This is a genomic window from Azospirillum sp. (assembly GCF_035628975.1).
Lineage (GTDB): Bacteria > Pseudomonadota > Alphaproteobacteria > Azospirillales > Azospirillaceae > Azospirillum.
The window spans coordinates 1-16,944 of sequence record NZ_DASPIS010000017.1 but is presented as its reverse complement, the minus strand read 5'-3'; the positions used below and the strand labels follow the sequence as shown (position 1 = coordinate 16,944).

13 protein-coding genes and 2 pseudogenes are annotated in these 16,944 nt (G+C 67.2%); 6 read left to right on the top strand and 9 right to left on the bottom strand.

The features are described 5' to 3' along the window. From VD964_RS03615 to VD964_RS03605, 3 genes and pseudogenes are all read left to right on the top strand, one after another. Positions 1–253, top strand: a pseudogene (locus VD964_RS03615) (TetR/AcrR family transcriptional regulator); the annotation flags it as partial. A 200-nt stretch (positions 254–453) separates the two neighbouring features. Beyond that, a complete protein-coding gene (locus tag VD964_RS03610) occupies positions 454–1,407 on the top strand; it encodes a GlxA family transcriptional regulator (RefSeq protein WP_324865661.1) in 954 nt (317 codons plus the stop codon). 201 nt (positions 1,408–1,608) lie between these two features. Further along, positions 1,609–2,367: an SDR family oxidoreductase gene (locus VD964_RS03605; RefSeq protein ID WP_324865659.1), complete on the top strand. Its 759-nt coding sequence runs from the start codon at positions 1,609–1,611 to the stop codon at positions 2,365–2,367. A gap of 64 nt (positions 2,368–2,431) precedes the next feature. Here VD964_RS03605 and VD964_RS03600 read toward each other — a convergent pair whose 3' ends face one another. The 3 genes from VD964_RS03600 to VD964_RS03590 all read right to left on the bottom strand — a co-directional run bounded on the left by VD964_RS03600 (position 2,432) and on the right by VD964_RS03590 (position 6,569). After that, a complete protein-coding gene (locus VD964_RS03600; protein ID WP_324865657.1) occupies positions 2,432–3,640 on the bottom strand; it encodes an MFS transporter in 1,209 nt (402 codons plus the stop codon). Positions 3,641–3,828: 188 nt separating this feature from the next. Beyond that, a complete protein-coding gene (locus tag VD964_RS03595; RefSeq protein ID WP_324865655.1) occupies positions 3,829–6,108 on the bottom strand; it encodes a xanthine dehydrogenase family protein molybdopterin-binding subunit in 2,280 nt (759 codons plus the stop codon). A gap of 14 nt (positions 6,109–6,122) precedes the next feature. Beyond that, a complete protein-coding gene (locus VD964_RS03590; protein WP_324865653.1) occupies positions 6,123–6,569 on the bottom strand; it encodes a (2Fe-2S)-binding protein in 447 nt (148 codons plus the stop codon). A gap of 250 nt (positions 6,570–6,819) precedes the next feature. Between VD964_RS03590 and VD964_RS03585 the strand changes: the two genes are divergently transcribed. Beyond that, positions 6,820–8,061 (top strand): sensor histidine kinase, encoded by a 1,242-nt coding sequence (locus tag VD964_RS03585; protein WP_324865651.1) that lies wholly within the window; start codon positions 6,820–6,822, stop codon positions 8,059–8,061. Here VD964_RS03585 and VD964_RS03580 read toward each other — a convergent pair. The 3 genes from VD964_RS03580 to VD964_RS03570 all read right to left on the bottom strand — a co-directional run bounded on the left by VD964_RS03580 (position 8,043) and on the right by VD964_RS03570 (position 10,209). Then, positions 8,043–8,831, bottom strand: a complete 789-nt coding sequence (locus VD964_RS03580; RefSeq protein WP_324865648.1) for a response regulator transcription factor — start codon at positions 8,829–8,831, stop codon at positions 8,043–8,045. The genes VD964_RS03585 and VD964_RS03580 overlap by 19 nt on opposite strands. Further along, positions 8,828–9,208: a response regulator transcription factor gene (locus VD964_RS03575; protein ID WP_324865646.1), complete on the bottom strand. Its 381-nt coding sequence runs from the start codon at positions 9,206–9,208 to the stop codon at positions 8,828–8,830. Before VD964_RS03575 ends, VD964_RS03580 begins: the two co-directional genes overlap by 4 nt. 149 nt (positions 9,209–9,357) lie before the next feature. After that, entirely contained in the window at positions 9,358–10,209 is an 852-nt protein-coding gene (locus tag VD964_RS03570) for an alpha/beta hydrolase (RefSeq protein WP_324865665.1), read from the bottom strand. Between the two features lie 502 nt (positions 10,210–10,711). On the opposite strand from VD964_RS03570, the gene VD964_RS03565 reads away from it, so the two are divergent. Continuing rightward, complete coding sequence (locus VD964_RS03565; protein ID WP_324865644.1) at positions 10,712–12,028, top strand: MFS transporter; 1,317 nt, start codon at positions 10,712–10,714, stop codon at positions 12,026–12,028. A gap of 320 nt (positions 12,029–12,348) precedes the next feature. On the opposite strand, the gene VD964_RS03560 is transcribed toward VD964_RS03565, so the two are convergent. Together VD964_RS03560 and VD964_RS03555 are read right to left on the bottom strand one after the other, a co-directional pair. Beyond that, entirely contained in the window at positions 12,349–13,719 is a 1,371-nt protein-coding gene (locus VD964_RS03560) for a sorbosone dehydrogenase family protein (protein WP_324865642.1), read from the bottom strand. Then, positions 13,716–14,192, bottom strand: a complete 477-nt coding sequence (locus VD964_RS03555) for a DUF2231 domain-containing protein (RefSeq protein WP_324865640.1) — start codon at positions 14,190–14,192, stop codon at positions 13,716–13,718. The genes VD964_RS03560 and VD964_RS03555 overlap by 4 nt, the downstream gene beginning before the upstream one ends. On the opposite strand from VD964_RS03555, the pseudogene VD964_RS29855 reads away from it, so the two are divergent. Then, positions 14,179–15,301 (top strand): annotated as a pseudogene (locus tag VD964_RS29855) (ISAs1 family transposase). The gene VD964_RS03555 and the pseudogene VD964_RS29855 overlap by 14 nt on opposite strands. 303 nt (positions 15,302–15,604) lie before the next feature. Here the strand turns inward: VD964_RS29855 and VD964_RS03540 are convergent. Further along, entirely contained in the window at positions 15,605–16,774 is a 1,170-nt protein-coding gene (locus tag VD964_RS03540) for a 3-hydroxyacyl-CoA dehydrogenase (RefSeq protein WP_324865636.1), read from the bottom strand. Positions 16,775–16,944: the final 170 nt, after the last annotated feature.

Genomic DNA, 16,944 nt, shown 5'->3' with positions numbered 1-16,944 from the left:
CATCGCGGCGCTTGGCGTCGATGTGGCCCGGCAGGGCGGCGTGGCGCGCAGTGCCTTCACCCGGGGATTGCGCCCCTTCATCGACATGCTGCAGCGGCTGGTGCCGGGCCGCTCGGAGGAGGCGAAGCGCAAGGCGGCGCTCGCCACCCTGTCCGGCATGGTCGGCGCCCTCATCCTCGCCCGTGCCGTCGACGACCCCGACCTGTCGGACGAGATCCTGGAGGCGGCACGCACCAGCCTGACCAAACCCTGAGCCCTGAGCGCGCCATGCGGGCAATCCGCCGCCTCGGCCGGGAGTGAGCGATTCCGGACATCGTGTCCCGCTGCGATGTCCGGAATCGTGGTGCCTTTGACATTCCAGACAAGGCGACTGCGGCATAGTCTGAGTCCCGCCGCCGCATCCACGGGCTTGCGGCTTACTGGCAAGACATGGCTGACAAGGCAGGGCGGGACATGCTCACCATCGGTTTCCTGGTGTTCGACGATTTCCAGGTGATGGGACTGGCTGCGCTCTCGGCCTTCGAGATGGCGAACCTCGTGCTCGGCCGGCCGGCCTATCAGGTCCATGTCCTGTCGGAACAGGGCGGGCCGGTGCGCAATTCCCTGGGCTTCTCCGTGGAAACCCGGCCCTTCGGTGACGGATTCTTCGACACCACCGTCACCATCGGCTCGCTGCGGGTCAAGCCCTCCACCCCCGGCTTTCTGGCCTATCTGCGCCAGGCGGCGGGGAAATCGCGCCGGGTCGCCGGCATCTGCACCGGCGCCTATGTGCTGGCCGAGGCCGGGCTTCTCGACGGACGCCGCGCCACCACCCACTGGAACCATGCCCGCACCCTTCAACGGCTCTATCCCGCCGTGAAGGTGGAGGAGGACCGCATCTTCAGCGTCGACGGCAATGTCTGGACGTCCGCCGGGATGACCGCCGGCCTCGACCTTGCCATGGCGCTGGTCGAGGACGACTTCGGCGCCGAGATCGCCAAGGCGGTGGCGCGCAAGCTGGTGGTTTATCTGCGCCGGCCCGGTGGGCAGTCGCAATTCTCCGCCCTGCTGGATCTGGAACCGCGGTCCGACCGCGTGCGGCGGGCGCTGGTCCATGCCAAGGAGAACCTGAGGAACGAGCTGTCGGTGGAGGAACTGGCGGAGGTGGCCAATCTCAGCCCGCGCCAGTTCAGCCGCCTGTTCCGCCAGGAAACCGGCCAGACGCCGGCCAAGGCGGTGGAGCATCTGCGGCTGGAGGCGGCGCGCGTGATGATGGAGGAGGGGCGCCATTCGATGGACGTCGTCGCCCGCGAAACCGGCTTCGCCGACCGCGAGCGCATGCGCCGCGCCTTCCTGCGCGCCTATGGACAGCCGCCGCAGGTGATCCGCCGGTCCGTGGAAAGCGGCCGGGCGTCGGCGCTGGAATGAACGCCGGCCGGGGGGCGGACATTCGCCGCATCCATTAATACCTAGATATGGCTCCGCCGACACTTCGGGTGCGTTAGGTTTTCACATCGTCGGACACAGAGTTTGCTTGGGGAATACTTCATTTCCCTGATGCTCCCGCTTGCCCGATTGCAGATCCCCTATTCCAGACCCTCTATTCCAGACAAGGACGGACACCAGGCCATGCAGCTCACCGGCAACACCATCTTCATCACCGGCTCCACCTCCGGCATCGGCCGCGGGCTGGCCGAGGCGTTCCACAAGCTGGGCAATCAGGTCATCATCGCCGGTCGGCGCAAGGCCCTGCTGGAGCAGGTAACCGCCGCCAACCCCGGCATGAAGTCCGTCGAGCTGGACATCGCCGATCCGGTCAGCATCCAGGCCGCGGCCGAGCGCTTGGTCGCCGAGAACCCGACGCTGAACGTCCTCATCAACAACGCCGGCATCATGCCCTTCGACGACGCCTCCGGCCCGATGGACGATGCGCAGGCGCAGTCGATCATCACCACCAACCTGCTCGGCCCCATCCGCATGACCTCGGCCCTGATCGAGCATCTGAAGGCGCAGCCGCGGTCCGTGATCGTCAACAACACCTCGGTGCTCGCCTACACGCCGCTGGCCAACACGGCGGTCTATTCGGCCAGCAAGGCGGCGCTGCACAGCTACACGCTGTCCCAGCGCTTCATGCTGCGCAACACCAGCGTCACCGTGCAGGAAATCGCGCCGCCCTGGGTCAACACCGACCTGATCAAGAAGGGCGACGATCCCCGCGCCATGCCGCTGGATGCCTTCATCGAACAGACCATGGCGGCGCTGGCCACGGACGCGGAGGAGGCCATCGTCGAGAGCGCCCGCCCGATGCGCAACAACGCTGGTCCGAACGAACATGCTCTGGTGATGGGATTCAACAGCTACATCGCCGAGAACCCGATTCCGGTCTGATCGGATACGAAACAGGAAAGGGCCGCCGAACCTTCGTTCGGCGGCCCTTTTCATTGCGTATGCCTCATTCTGCCGGGAATTCCGCCAGCCGCGGCGCCTTGGACGGGGCGAACTCCAGCAGGCAGGCCAGCGCGACGCAGGACGCGCCGACCCAGCCCAGCTCGCGCACGCTGCCGACGCTCAGCACCAGCGACCCCAGCGCGGCTCCCAGCGAGAAGCCGAAATAATGGAAGGAGGCATTGACCGACAGGATGATCGGCGCATGCTGCGGCCCGGTGATGCCGATCAGCCGGGCCTGCTGGCCGGGATAGAAGGCCCAGGCGGCGAAGCCCCACACCATGATTCCGGCGAAGGCGGGAAGCAGCGCCAGAGCCGGCGGCAGCAGCTCCGCCGTCAGCGACAGGCTCGCCAGCGCCAGCGTGACCGGCGGCAGGGTCAGCGCCACGATGCGGGCGCCGCCCAGCCGGTCGGTCAGCCGCCCGCCGATGGCGAGCCCGACGAAGGCCGACAGGCCCCAGGCGAACAGGGCGATGCCGACCGCCGCCCCCTCCAACCCGGTCACCTGATGAAGGTAGGAGGCGATGTAGGGATAGACGGTGAAGGGACCCATCGCCCACAGGGTGGTGACGGCCAGCGGCCGGCGCACCGCCGGGTTTCCGAGCGCCGTCAGCCGCTCGCGCAGCCCGGCCACCGGGGCGGAGGACCCGAAGGCGCGCGGCAGCCCGAGCAGCAGCCCGGCCGCCGCCGCGACCGACAGAACGGCGACGCCGCCGAAGGTCATGCGCCAGCCCAGCGTGTGGCCGACGACGGCGCCCAACGGCACGCCGAACACGATGGCGAGGCTGAGGCCGCTCGTGACGATGGACAGGGCGCGGCCGCGCTCGGACGGCGGCACCAGCACGCCGGCAAGCGCGTTGGCGTTGGGCACGAACAGACCTGCCGCCATGGCGAGCAGGATGCGCGCCGCCATCAGCCCGCCATAGCTGCCGGCGACCACCGCCACGATGTTGGCGGCGACGAAGGCCAGCATGGTGGCGATCAGCAGAAGGCGCCGGCTGACCGCCCCGGTCAGGGCGGTCAGCACCGGCGAACTGGCGGCATAGGTCAGAGCGAAGACGGACACCAGTTGTCCCGCCGCCTGTTCGCTGACCGACAGGTCGGCGGCGATGTCCGGCAGGATCGCCGCGATCATGAAGCTCTCGGTCCCGACGGCGAAGGACCCGAGCGCCAGCCAATAGAGCGGCGCCCTGGACTGAAGTGCGGTGGTGGCCATGCAAGGATTCCTGTGCGGGCCATTCCGGACGGCACAAGCGGCAGGCAGCGACAAACAGCCTCGCGTCCTGCCAGAAACAGGCGGCCGGAAATGGCGGATGCGCAAAGTTTAGGACGGATGCCCGTCGGCGTGAATGTCACGGAAACCACATTTCCGGACATTCACGCCGACGGGGCAGGGGGGCGTCCTCAGACCCCGATCTTGTTCTTCGCCAGCGGCAGGCTGCGGATGCGCTGGCCGGTCAGTGCCGCCACCGCATTGACCACCGCCGGCGGGACGCCGGGCAGGCCCGGTTCGCCGACGCCGCCCATCGGAGCGCCGCTTTCCACGATCTCCACATGCACGGCGGGCATGGAGCGGCGCGACAGGATCGGATAATCGTCGAAATTGTGCGACTGGCGGACGCCGTCCTTGTAGACGAGTTCCTCGAACAGCGTGGCCGACAGGCCGAGCGCCACGGCCGATTCCACCTGCGACTTCACGATGGCGGGGTTGACGATGCTGCCGGGATCGAAGGCGACCCAGACATTGTGGACCTGCGTCTCGCCGCCCTGGACCGACACCTCGGCGATGGTCGCCGTCTCCGACCCGAAGGGGGAGGCCATGGAGACGCCGCGGGCGCGGCGGGTGCCGTCCACCTCGTAGGGGCCGCGCTTCCAGCCGCCGGACATCGCCGCGACGGTCTCCAGCAGCTTGGCATGGCGCGGCTTGCCCTTCAGCAGCTCCATCCGCAGGGCGAAGGGATCCTGGCCGCCGGCATCGGCGATCTCGTCCAGGAAGCCTTCATAGAAGAAGTCGTTCATCGAATGGCCGACGGAGCGCCAGAAGGCGATGGTCACGGGGTGGGGGAACTTGACGTACTCCATCCGCCGGTTGGGGATGGCGTAGGGCTTCTCCGTGATGCCCTCCACCGCCGAGCTGTCGACCGGGTCCTTGAACACCGCGCCGAACCAGCGGCCGAGCGGCCCTTCGCCGACAGTGCGCGCCTGGATCGCGGTCGGGCGCCCATCGGCGCCGATGGCGGCGCGGAAGCGGCTGAAGCTCAGCGGGCGCAGGGCGTCCATGCGGAACTCCTCCTCGCGCGACCACAGCACCTTCACCGGGCGGGCGGTCGCCTTGGCCAACTGGATCGCCTGCAGGAAGGGGTTGGCGCTGCCATAGAGGAAATGCCGGCCGAAGAAGCCGCCCAGGATCGGCGAATGCAGGATCACCTTCTCCGGCGCCAGCCCGGCGGTCTGGGCCGCCACCGACTGGAACAGCTCCGGCATCTGGTTGGGTGCCCACAGCTCCAGCGTGCCGTCCGGGTTGAAGCGCGCCATGGAAGAGGGCGGCTCCAGCTGGCCGTGGACCAGATAGGGGGCGTCATAGTCCGCCTCGATCACCTTGGCAGCCTTGGCGAAGGCGGCCGCGGCGTCGCCCTCCGTCTCCGCCGGAAGCCCGGCCTCGGTGGAGGATTTCAGCGCGGCCAGCAGCCCGTCCGACGCATAGTCGGCGGCCACCGTGTCGAATCCCGTGGCGGCGGGGGCGGACCAGTTCACCGACAGCGCCTCCACCGCCTTGCGGGCGCGCCACCAGCTGTCGGCGGCGACCGCCACCGCACCCGGCAGCCTGTGGACGGAATGGACGCCGGGCATCGCCGCCACCGCGGCCTCGTTGGCGATGGACTGCACGCTGGTGCCCTGGTTGGGCGCATGCTGGACCGCGGCATAGAGCATGCCTTCCAGCTTCTGGTCGATGGCGTAGACGGCCTTGCCGGTCGATTTCGCCCGCACGTCCAGCCGCGCCACCGGCTGGCGGATATAGCGGAAGCTGGCCGGGTCGCGCAGGGCCACGTCCTCGCGCGGCGGCAGGGCGAGGGCGACGGGAGCCAGCTCGCCATAGGACATCCGCCTGCCGCTCGCCGCATGGATGACGAAGCCGTCCTCCGTCTTCAGGCTCTCCGGCTTTACCTTCAGTTTCGCCGCGGCGGCACGGATCATCATGTCGCGGGCGGTGGCGCCCAGCCGGCGCATCAGCGGGTAGCTCGACCGGGTGGAGAAGCTGCCGCCGGTCATCCGCAACCCGTTGATGACCGCGTAATCCGGCCCCGGCGGGGCGCATTCCACGGTGAAGCGGCCGGGATCGACGTCCAGCTCCTCGCCGACGATCTGGGCCAGCCCGGTGTTGATGCCCTGGCCGCCCTCCACGAAGGGGCTGAGCAGGGTGACGGCATTGTCCTTGCCGATGACCAGGAAGGCCGGGATGCGGGTGCCCGGCTTGACGGCCGCGGCGGCGGTCTGCGCCCGCACCGGCATGGACGGCAGCAGGGCGCCCAGCACCAGCGCGCTGGCGCCGAAGCCGAGGAAGGCGCGGCGCGACAGGTTGGAAACGCCGTCCGGCTTCATCAGCGCGACGGCCGACTGTGCCTCGATCTGGAGTTCGAGAGGATCCTTGTGCCTGTTCGGCGCAGCTGTGAGCAGTCGTTCCATGATGCGTGCTCCTCTCAGCCGGCGGCTTGGCGGATGGCGGCGGCGACGCGGTTGTAGGTTCCGCAGCGGCACAGGTTGGTCATCGCGTCGGCGATGTCGCCGTCGGTCGGGTTGGGCGTCTGCTTCAGCAGGGCGGTGGCGGCCATCACCTGTCCCGACTGGCAATAGCCGCATTGCGGCACCTGTCCGGCGACCCAGGCTTCCACCACCTTGCGGCCGACGGGGTCCTCCTCGATGGCGTCGATGGTGAGGATGTCGGCGTCGCCGACGCTGTCCACCGGCGTTTGGCAGGAGCGGACGGCCATGCCGTCGATCATCACGGTGCAGGCGCCGCATTGCGCGATGCCGCAGCCATATTTCGTCCCGGTCAGCCCCAGCGTGTCGCGAAGGACCCAGAGCAGCGGCGTGTCGTCCTCGACCGCCACCTGGTAGGCGCGGCCATTGACATGGATGGTGGTCATGGCGGTCTCCGTGAAGGAGTTATGTGGGGAGTTCGGCTGTCGCCCATTCTTCCCCACCACCCGCCCGTCTCGTATCCATCCCTAGGTATTAAGAATGCCGAAGCGTTCCGACATTGAATGGCCGGAAACGGCAGGAGGCCGCCAATCGAGACAAAGTTGCCGTCTTTCCAAGAGTTTCCTATAGATGGTGAAGGACAACGGATCGCAATGTCCCGATATGGTGTGCGGCGATGGGAAAGGGTTACGGGCGATGGACCTTCGGCATGCCGACCTGTTCGACATCTCGCCCATCTCGATCCTGTGCGAGGACTGGTCGGGGGTGAAGCGCGCGGTAGACGAGGTGATCGCCGGCGGGGTGACGGATTTCGACCGCTTCCTGGACGGCAATCCGCAATTCTTCTTCGACGTGCGGCGGTTCCACCGCATCCTCGACGCCAACCGCTCCGCGCTCGACCTGCTGGGATTCGAGGACAAGGAGACCTTCCTGCGGGAATCGCGGGTGAGGCTGCCGGCCAATCCCGCCAGCAACGTCCAGGTGTTCCGGGCGATGGTGCGCGGCGACGCCGTCTGCCAGGGCGAGCGCGTGCTGCACACCAGGGACGGCCGCACCGTGCCCATCCTGTGGCGGGCGAGCCTGCCGCCGGGACCCGCCGGCCCCGAAGCCTACGGCCGCCTCTATTTCTTCGCCGTCGACGTCACGGAACTGAAGCGGGTGCAGGGAGCGCTGATGGAGGCCCAGGCCAATCTCAGCCATGCCGGGCGCCTTTCGCTGGTGGGGGAACTGGCGGCGTCGCTGACGCATGAGGTGTCGCAGCCGCTGGCGTCCATCGCCGGCCATGCCGCCGCGGCGACGCGCTGGCTGGCCCGCGAGATCCCGAATCTCGACGAGGTGGCCACCAGCCTGAACCGCATCACCGCCGGCACGCAGCATGCGGTGCGGGTGGTTGCAAAAATGCGCTCCTTCGCGCGGCGAGGGGAATTGTCCGCCACGCCGATGAAGCCGCATGACTGCATCGCCGACGCGGTCACGCTGGTGGAGCATGAAGCCCATCGGCAGAAGACCAGGATCGCCATCGACGTGCCCGCCCATCTGCCGCCCGTCATCGGCGACCGCACGCAAATCCAGCAGGTCATCGTCAACATCGCCTACAACGCGATCCAGGCCATGCAGGCGGCCAGGTCGCCGGAACGCCGCATCGCCATCGCAGCCGCGGCGGACGGGGCGGATGCGGTGACCTTCACCGTCACCGACAGCGGACCCGGCATTCCGGACGAGGTGCTGCCGCGGATCTTCGACCCCTTCTTCTCCACGAAGCAGGAGGGGATGGGGCTCGGCTTGTCGATCTGCAAGACGATCGTGGAGGAGCATGGCGGACGGCTGTGGGCGGCCAACGGCCGCGACGGCGCGCCGGGCGGCGCCAGCCTGTCCTTCTCGTTGCCGGTGGCTGGCTCGCTGCCGGTGGCGGGACCGGTTCAGCCGGCGACGCTGTAGCGGGTCACCGTCCGTTCGCGCACGCCCAGGATCTCGGCCATGCGGACGAGGTCGGCCAGCGACTGCGCGTGCATCTTGCGCATCAGGTTGCCGCGGTGGATCTTCACCGTGACCTCGCTGAGATCCAGCTTCGCCGCCACCTGCTTGTTCATCAGCCCGGCGGTGACCAGGGCCATCACGTCGCGCTCGCGCGGGGTGAGCTTGGCGTAGTGTCCGCGCACCGTGTCGTCCTGCCCGCGTTCGGCGCGGCGCCGGCTGTCCAGTTCCACCGCCTCGGCGACGGCCTGCAGCAGGTCCGGTTCGGTGAAGGGCTTAGTCAGGAAATCCACGGCGCCGGCCTTCATGCCGCGCACCGTCATCGGGATGTCGCCCTGGCCGGTCATCAGCACCACCGGCACCGAAATGGAACGGTCCTGCAGCGCCTGCTGAACCTCCAGCCCGTCGGCGCCGTCCAGATAGACGTCCAGCATCAGGCAGGCGGCATCGGCCGCTTCGCCGCAGGCGAGGAACTCCTCCGCCGAGGCGAAGGTCATCACCCGGTAATCGGCGGAGCGCAGAAGACTGTCCACCGCACATCGCACGTCCGCGTCGTCGTCGATGATGCAGACCAGGGAAGGGTTGCCGCCATCCGCCATGGATTTCTCCCCCGAACCCGTTTTCCCGCCGCTCCGGCCGGCCGGCCCATCGTAGCCGGGCCGTTCCCCCGTGGCAAAGCCGGCGAAGTGGTATCCTCCGGCGGTGGTGTCGCTGCGGCAAGGCTGGCCGGTCATTGGGCGCGGTCCCGTTCGGTCTTGAGCACGTTTTCGATGAGGACGAGCAGGCTTTCCGGGTCGAGCGGCTTGGTCAGAAAGGCGCTGACCCCCTGTGCGAGCGAGCGGCTGCGGGCCGCCGGCGTGGCGAAGGCGGTCATCACGATCACGGGATGGCTGCGGCCCTGCTGCAGCAGCACCATATGCAGGCTGAGCCCGTTCATGCCGGTCAGGTTCAGGTCGGTGATCAGGCAGTCCGCCTTGCCGCCATAGGCGATGAATTCCTCCGCCGAGGAAAAGGTCCGGACCAGCATCCCCACCGAACGCAGAAAGTTGTCCAGGCTCTCCCGGATGCTTTCATCGTCGTCGACGACGCAGATGGTGGGAACACTCAGCACAACATCGCACTCCAGCCGCGGCCCGGCCCGTCAACCCTGTCCGTTGCGGCCGATCCATTTCAACAGGTGGAGCAGGATGCGCCATTCATACCTGCGTATAGGTTGACCCCCGCAGCGCCGGGCGCGGCCCTGCGGGGGAGAAGCATCCTTCAGGCCTTGAAGAAGGCCAGCAGGTCGGCGTTGATGGTTTCCGCATGGGTGGTCGCCATGCCGTGCGGGAAGCCCTTGTAGACCTTGAGCGTGCCCTTCGGCAGCAGCTTGGACGACAGCAGGGCGGAATCGGCGATCGGGACGATCTGGTCGTCGTCGCCGTGCATCACCAGGACCGGGATGTCGATCTTCTTCAGATCCTGGGTGAAGTCGGTCTCGGAGAAGGCCTTGATGCAGTCGTAATGGGCCTTGGTGCCGCCCATCATCCCCTGCCGCCACCAATTGTCGATGACGCCCTGCGAGACCTGGGCGCCGTCGCGGTTGAAGCCGTAGAAGGGGCCGGACGGGATGTCGCGGAAGAACTGGGCGCGGTTGGCGGCCAGCGCCGCGCGGAAGCCGTCGAACACCTCCAGCGGCAGGCCGCCGGGATTGGCCTCGGTCTTGACCATGATCGGCGGAACGGCGCCCAGCAGAGCCGCCTTTCCCGCCCGCGAGGTGCCGTGGCGGCCCAGGTAGCGCGCGACTTCGCCGCCGCCGGTTGAATGGCCGACATGGAAGACGTTCTTCAACCCCAGCCCGGCGACGACCGCCAGCACGTCGTCGGCATAGGTGTCCATCTCGTTGCCGGTCGCCGTCTGGGTGGAGCGGCCATGCCCCCGCCGGTCATGGGCGACGACGCGGTAGCCCTGGTTCAGGAAGAACAGCATCTGCGCGTCCCAGTCGTCGGCGGTCAGCGGCCAGCCATGGTGGAACATGACCGTCTGGGCGTCGCGCGGTCCCCAATCCTTGTAATAGATCGATACGCCGTCCTTGGCGGTGACGAACCCGTCTTCGGTCTTGCCGTTGGTCATCGTCCGTTTCCCTTCCCTTTGCTGGACAGAGCCGTTTCCGGCGGGCTGGCGTTCGGCCGCCGCGGCGGTGGTCGCGATGGTGGCCCCTGCGGCGGCCCCGGCGATCGCGGTGCCGACGGTTCCGACGATGAAGCTGCGGCGCGTGGCATCCTGCGCCGACGTCGTGTCTTCGGATCGCATGGTTCAAGTCCTCGTATGTGTGCGTCAACGGTTCGGCTGATTGGCGCCGCGGTTCGCCGGTGCTCCAATGGCTACCGGATCTGGGCGCTTTTCAAAGCTATCCCTAGGTATTAATAATATTACCGGGGAAACAACCGGGACGCTCAAGGGGTTGATTTGGATTGTTTTGTGTCTTGATTTGCAGGTCTGCTGCAAAAAGGGACGCAAGCCTCTCCGATCGATATCCTGGATGTGCCGTTTCCTTTGGTTTGCGAAGGCTAATTGAAGGAATTCTTATGAACGCCTTCGTGCGCCCCGGATGGTCGGAAGAGGGGGAAGGGCCATGGCATCGTCGAAACCCGCCGGCGGCGGTCCGCCCGCGCCGTCACGCCCCGCCACCATCCTGGCGCTGTCCATCGGCAATGCGGTGGAGCTTTACGACTTCACCATCTACAGCTTCTTTGCCCTGACCATCGGCAAACTGTTCTTCCCGGTCCAGTCGGAGTTCGGTCCGCTGCTGCTGGCGCTGTTGACCTTCGGCATCGGCTTCGTCGTCCGGCCGCTGGGCGGGATCGTCATCGGCGCCTATGCGGACCGGGTCGGCCGCAAGCCGGCGCTGGTGCTTACCATCGCCCTGATGGTGCTGGGCACCCTGCTGATCGGGCTCTGCCCGACCTATGCGCAGATCGGCGCGGCCGCGCCGGCCATCATCGTCGTCGGCCGCATCCTTCAGGGCTTTTCAGCCGGCGGTGAGATCGGCGTGTCGACGACCATGCTGATGGAACTGGGCCACCCCGCCGGCCGCGGACTGCGGGTCAGTTGGCAGATGGCCAGCCAAGGGGCGGCCGCCCTGCTGGGCGCGCTCAGCGGCTATCTGTTGTCGGCCCACCTGCCGGCCGACGCGCTGGAAGCGTGGGGATGGCGCCTTCCCTTCCTGGCCGGGCTGCTGATCGTTCCGGTGGGCCTCCATCTGCGCCGCCTGCTTCCGGAAACGGCACAGCCCGATCCCGGCCACGCCGTCCTGGCAGAGTTGCTGGCCCGTCACCGGGCAAAGCTGCTGATCGGCGTTCTGATGATCATGGGCGGCACCGCCTCCACCTACGTGAACATCTTCTACATGCCGACCTACCTGATCCGGATGGTCGGGCTGCCGCCCCAGACCGCTTTCCTGACGGGCTGCGTCGCCGGGGCGACGATGCTGGCGGTGGCTCCGCTGGCCGGGTTTCTGTCGGATCGCCTGGACCGGCGCCGTCCCTTCGTCGTCTGGACCGCGCTGGCGAGCGCGCTGCTGACCTATCCCGCCTTCTGGGTGCTGTCCCACGTCGCCAGCGTTCCGGCGGCGCTGGCGGTGGTCGGGATGCTGATCGCCATCAATGCGGTCGGGGCGGGGGCCTGCCTGCTTCTGCTGTTGGAGAGCTTTCCGTCGCGTGTCCGCGCCTCGGGCCTGTCGATCGTCTACAGTGTCGGCGTATCGATCTTCGGTGGTTTCGCCCAGTTCATCGTCACTTGGCTGATCAGCGCCACCGGCAATCCGATCTCCCCCGCCTGGTACGTCACGGCTTGTGCCTTTGCCACTGTCTATGGCGCATCAAGAATGCGCGAAGCGCAACGGTCGCGGCGATCCAGCGCATCAGGCAAGCCGGAACTATCCGCCGGGTGAGTCTCGTTCGTAAGCGTCGTGATGCGCTTGCGTTCGGTTCCTCAGCGCAGAGACCGTGTTCGGTAAAGACCAAATCCCGCCCCCGCAACCAACCTTTACCGAACGTACCCAAGGCCGACCGCTACTGCAGCGGCGGCCTTTTCTGCGTTGGGCTCTTGAAGTCCGCGAGCAGGCGGTTCGGATCATGTTGGACGCGAAGGTGGGCATGGATCACAATCGGTGGCGAACAGCCTGTTTACCAATCTTCCCATCGCTGGTAGCCGTCCAGACGACGGCCAATCACTGTGGGGGCCGAAGGGCCTCCCCCCTGGATCGAGCGCTCAATATGGAGGGGAACTGAGCGGACGGTCACCCTCGGGAGGTGCGCTGCCCGGACGTGACGGCGCTTCGGCCGCCGGCGTCCGCTGCGCCGGAGTCACGCGCCAGATCGTGTTCGACAGATCATCGGCGACGATCAGAGCGCCGCGCGGATCGACGGTGACGCCGACCGGTCGGCCATAGGTCTTGCCATTCTCGTCGCGGAAGCCGGTCACGACATCGGTGGGCGGGCCCGCGGGGGCACCATCGCGGAAGGGGACGAAGACCACCTTGTATCCGCTGGGCATACTCCGGTTCCAACTGCCATGCTCTCCGACGAACACCCCGTCGGCGAAGCGCGCGCCCATCGCCGGCGCGGAGAAGGAGACGCCCAGTGCCGCGACGTGCGGTCCCAGGCTGTAATCCGGCTTGATCGCAGAGGCGACCTTCTGCGGGTCCTGCGGCTGGGCACGCGGATCGACATTCTGGCCCCAGTAGCTGTAGGGCCAGCCGTAGAAGCCGCCTTCGCGAACACGTGTGAGGTAATCAGGGACCAAGTTCGGCCCGAGTTCGTCGCGCTCGTTCGCCACCGCCCACAGTGTGTCCGTCCCGGGCTGGATGGCAAGGGCGGTTGGGTTGCGGATGCCCGTGGCGTAGGGCCTGTGCGCGCCCGTCTGGGCATCCACTTGCCACACCATTGCCCGGTCGGCCTCGGCCGGCATTCCACGCTCGGTGATGTTGCTGTTGGAGCCGATGCCGACGTAGAGAAAGTGTCCGTCCGGGCTGGCAGCCAGGGACTTGGTCCAATGGTGGTTGATGTAGGATGGCAGGGGGGTGACGGTGACCGGTGGGCCGTCGGCGCGGGTCTGACCGTCACGGTAGGAAAACCGCACCAGCGCATCCTGGTTCGCGACGTAGAGCTGACCGTTCACCAGAGCCAACCCGTAAGGCGCGTTCAGGTTTTCCGCGAAGACAGTGCGTTCCTCATAGACGCCGTCGCCATCGCGGTCCCGCAGCAGGGTCAGGCGGTTGCCGCTCTTCACCGAGGTGGTTCCCTTGGCCTTGATGATGCCGGCGATGAGGTCCTTCGGCCGCAGCGGCGGCGCGCCGCCGCCCCGGCCCTCGGCGACCAGGATGTCGCCGTTGGGCAGAACCAAGGTCTGGCGGGGAATGCCGAGACCGTTCGCGATGGCGGTGACGGTGAAGCCCTCCGGCACCGTCGGCCGGCGGTCGCCCCAGGGTGCGGGATCGGCGATCTTCATGCTGGGGATGAGCCCATGCTGCTGCTCGGGCAACTGCGGGTTGGCGCCGTATTCCGGCGCTGCCGGATCGCCGTCGCAGGCGGTGAGCATGGCGGCGAGCGCGGCGGTGGCCAACAGGCTGTAGCGTGTCATTTCATCCCTCCCACGCGCACGCCGGAAATGCCGAGCCAAATCGCGACGAGCGTGGCCGCGGTGACGATCGCCGAAAGGATGAGACCGTCCGGCATGGTCCCCCAGGCGTCGCGTGCATGCACGAATGAGTTGACGAGCCCGAGCCCGAAGATGGCGAGCAGCAGGATGGCGTAGAGGAACCCGCGACGCCGGTCTCGGCCGGTGCGGAACAGGTCGACGAGCGCCCACAGGAGTGTGAGGCCGGTGAAGACCATGCCGCCAGCGATGAGCCAGGCGGCGAAATTGTTCCACTGCACCTCATAGCTCGATGTGTAGGCAGGGCTGTTCAGCGCTCCGACTGGTCGGGTGAGTCGGATTTGCCACGCCTGACGCCGCTGTGATGCGAGGCTAGATTTTCCGGATTCGCGCGGGCCGCTTTGCGTGATTCTTTCCTCGGCAGCCCAGCCAACCGGGATTGCCATGACGACCTTCACTCATCTGCTCGATCTGCTCGGAACCATTCCGGACCCTCGGCGCCCGCAGGGCCGGATGTACACGCTGCCCCACCTTGTGCTGTTCGCCATCCTGGCGGTGGTCGCCGGAGCCAACTCCTACCGGGGCATCCATTCCTTCATCGACGTTCATCTCGACCGCCTGAAGGCGGCGTTCGGCCTGCGCTGGCGGCGGGCGCCCGCCTACACGTCAATCCGACTGGTGTTACAGACCCTCGATCCGGCCGAGGTGGAGCGCGTTTTCCGCATCCACGCCGCCGTTTTGGCCGATCAGGTCGGCTGCGCGGGCGTGCGGGTCGTCGCCTTCGACGGCAAGACCCTGCGGGGCAGTTTCGACCACTTCGCCGACCGCGCCGCCGTCCATCTGGTGAGCGCGTTCGACGTGACCTCCGGCCTGATCCTCGGCCACATTGAGGTGGGCGAGAAGGAGAACGAGATCCCGGCGGTTCAGCACTTGCTCGCCGCTCTCGGCCTGGCCGAGCGGATCGTCACGGCCGACGCCATGCATTGTCAAAAAAACCTTCGAGGCTGCACGTGATGGTGGTGCCGTCCTCATCGCCCAAGTCAAGGGCAACCAGCCCGGCCTGCTCAACGCGGTTCGCGCGCTGTGCGATGGCACCGCCCCAACCGACCGCGTCCAGACGAAGGATCGCCACCGCGGACGGCAGGAGAACCGCACCGTGGAGGTCTTCCCGCTGCCCGACAACACCCTCGACCCGGACTGGCAGGGGCTGCTGACCACCGTCATCCGCGTCCGACGCGAGCGCATGGACCGCTCGTCGCGCTCCGGGCTGTGGACCGCGCGCGCCGACGAGGTGGCGTTCCACGTCAGCGGTGCCCCCGTCACGGCGGCCGTGGCCGCCTCCGCTATCCGCGGGCACTGGGGAATTGAGAACCGCGCCCACTATGTCCGCGACGTTGCCATGGCTGAGGACGCCTCCCGCGTTCGCAAGAACCCCGGCATCCTGGCCCGCATCCGCTCCTTTGCCGCCAACATCCTGCGCGCCAACGGCGCCGACAACGTCCGCGACACCCGGTACCGCCTTGCCATTGGCGGCTTGGATGCCCTCCTACGATGCCGTCTCTCGTAGCGTTGAACAGCCCTGCCCCCCCGATGAAGGGGCCGTTGAACGGCCTGACCAGGCACTTGTAAGGACGACCTCGTCCAAATGCCAGTTGTCGCCTCGACGTGGCGCCCGGCGGCGCAAGTCGGTAGAGATCCCCCGACCGAACTTCAGGCACCATTGCCGCACCGCTTCGTAGCTCACCGTGATGTTCCGGGTAGCCAGCGTAGCCGCAATCGGGGCGTGTCGTCATACCCGCACCATACCGCCGCCAGCAACTGCGCCGCCGTCAACTTGACGGTGCCCTCCAGCATCCGGTCAACGTGCCCGTCACCCGCTGTGGCGTTCGGCAGGCGCTTGACACATTTCGTTTAACTTGGCAAAGGTGCCGTTGCGCTCCGCCATACGGCGGAGAAGGTCCGGCACCTGCCAAAAGCCGCTGTCCTCGACCGCATAACGCTCGATACGGTTGAGGATTTCAGTCGGGCCAAGCGTGTCGGCATAATGAAGCGGCCCCCCACGGAAACGGGGGAAGCCGTACCCGAAGAGTAAGATGGCGTCGACGTCGATCGGACGCAACGCGATCCCATTCTCCACCACGCGTGCCGCCTCTGAAATCATTGCAGTCATGTAACGGCTGACGATCTCCTCATCCGTGAAGGAGTGCGGAGGGATCCCCGCTTTTTCGCCTTCCTCCTCGATGATCTGCAGCGCGGGCTTGTAGGGAACAATCGGATCCTGCGAATGATCGTAGAATCCCTGGCCAGCCTTCCGTTCACGCCCGGCCTGATCGGGGTTGTGTCCGGAAAGACCAAGGCTGCGGAAAGGTCCCATGGCAAAGCCGAACCGTTCAAGCGCTTGGTCGATCTGCGACGGCCTCGCACCGTCTATCATCATGCGCTCGGCCGCCTTGAAGCTTTGGCGGACGATGCGACTGCCAATGAAGCCGTCGCCCATGCCGGCGCGCACTCCGACCTTACCCAAGCGCTTGGCCAGGGCGAAGGCTGTCGCCACGACCTCCGGCGCGGTTCGCGTACCGACGCCGATTTCAAGCAAACGCGTCAACTCGGCTGGTGGAAGGAAGTGCGCTCCGATGACGTCCGTCGCGCGGGCTGTGACGGCAGCGATGTCGTCGATGTTTAGGAACGACGTGCTTGAAGCCATTATTGCACCGGGTTTGGCGATCACGTCGAGTGCCGCGAAAATCGACTTCTTGACGTCGAGGTTCTCGAATGCCGCCTCCACAATGAAATCCGCCCGATCGAGATCGACAAGTTCGGCCGACAGCGAAAGCATCCCGAGTGTCCTATCCCGCAGGTCTGCCGCGAGTTGGCCGCGCCGGACCGCACCGTCGAGATTGGCTGAGATGGTTTCGAAGCCTCGCCTCAACGCCTCGTCGCTAGTCTCGACAAGGGCGACCGGAAATCCGGTGGGGCGCGGCACGGTTCGATGAGACACCCGGCTGCGGTAGATTGAACCGCAACCGGAGGTCTTTGACATGGACAAGGAACAGGGGCGTAAGCCCGAGTGGGCGCCGGAGCGCGCCCAACACGCTGGCGCAGGCGCCCCCTCGGGCGCGGACGCCAGCACGCCCCAACGGTTCTCCTCGGCGCGCAAAGTGGCGGCGGTCACGCGCCTGCTGCGGGGCGAGCCGCTGGAGGTCGTCGCCC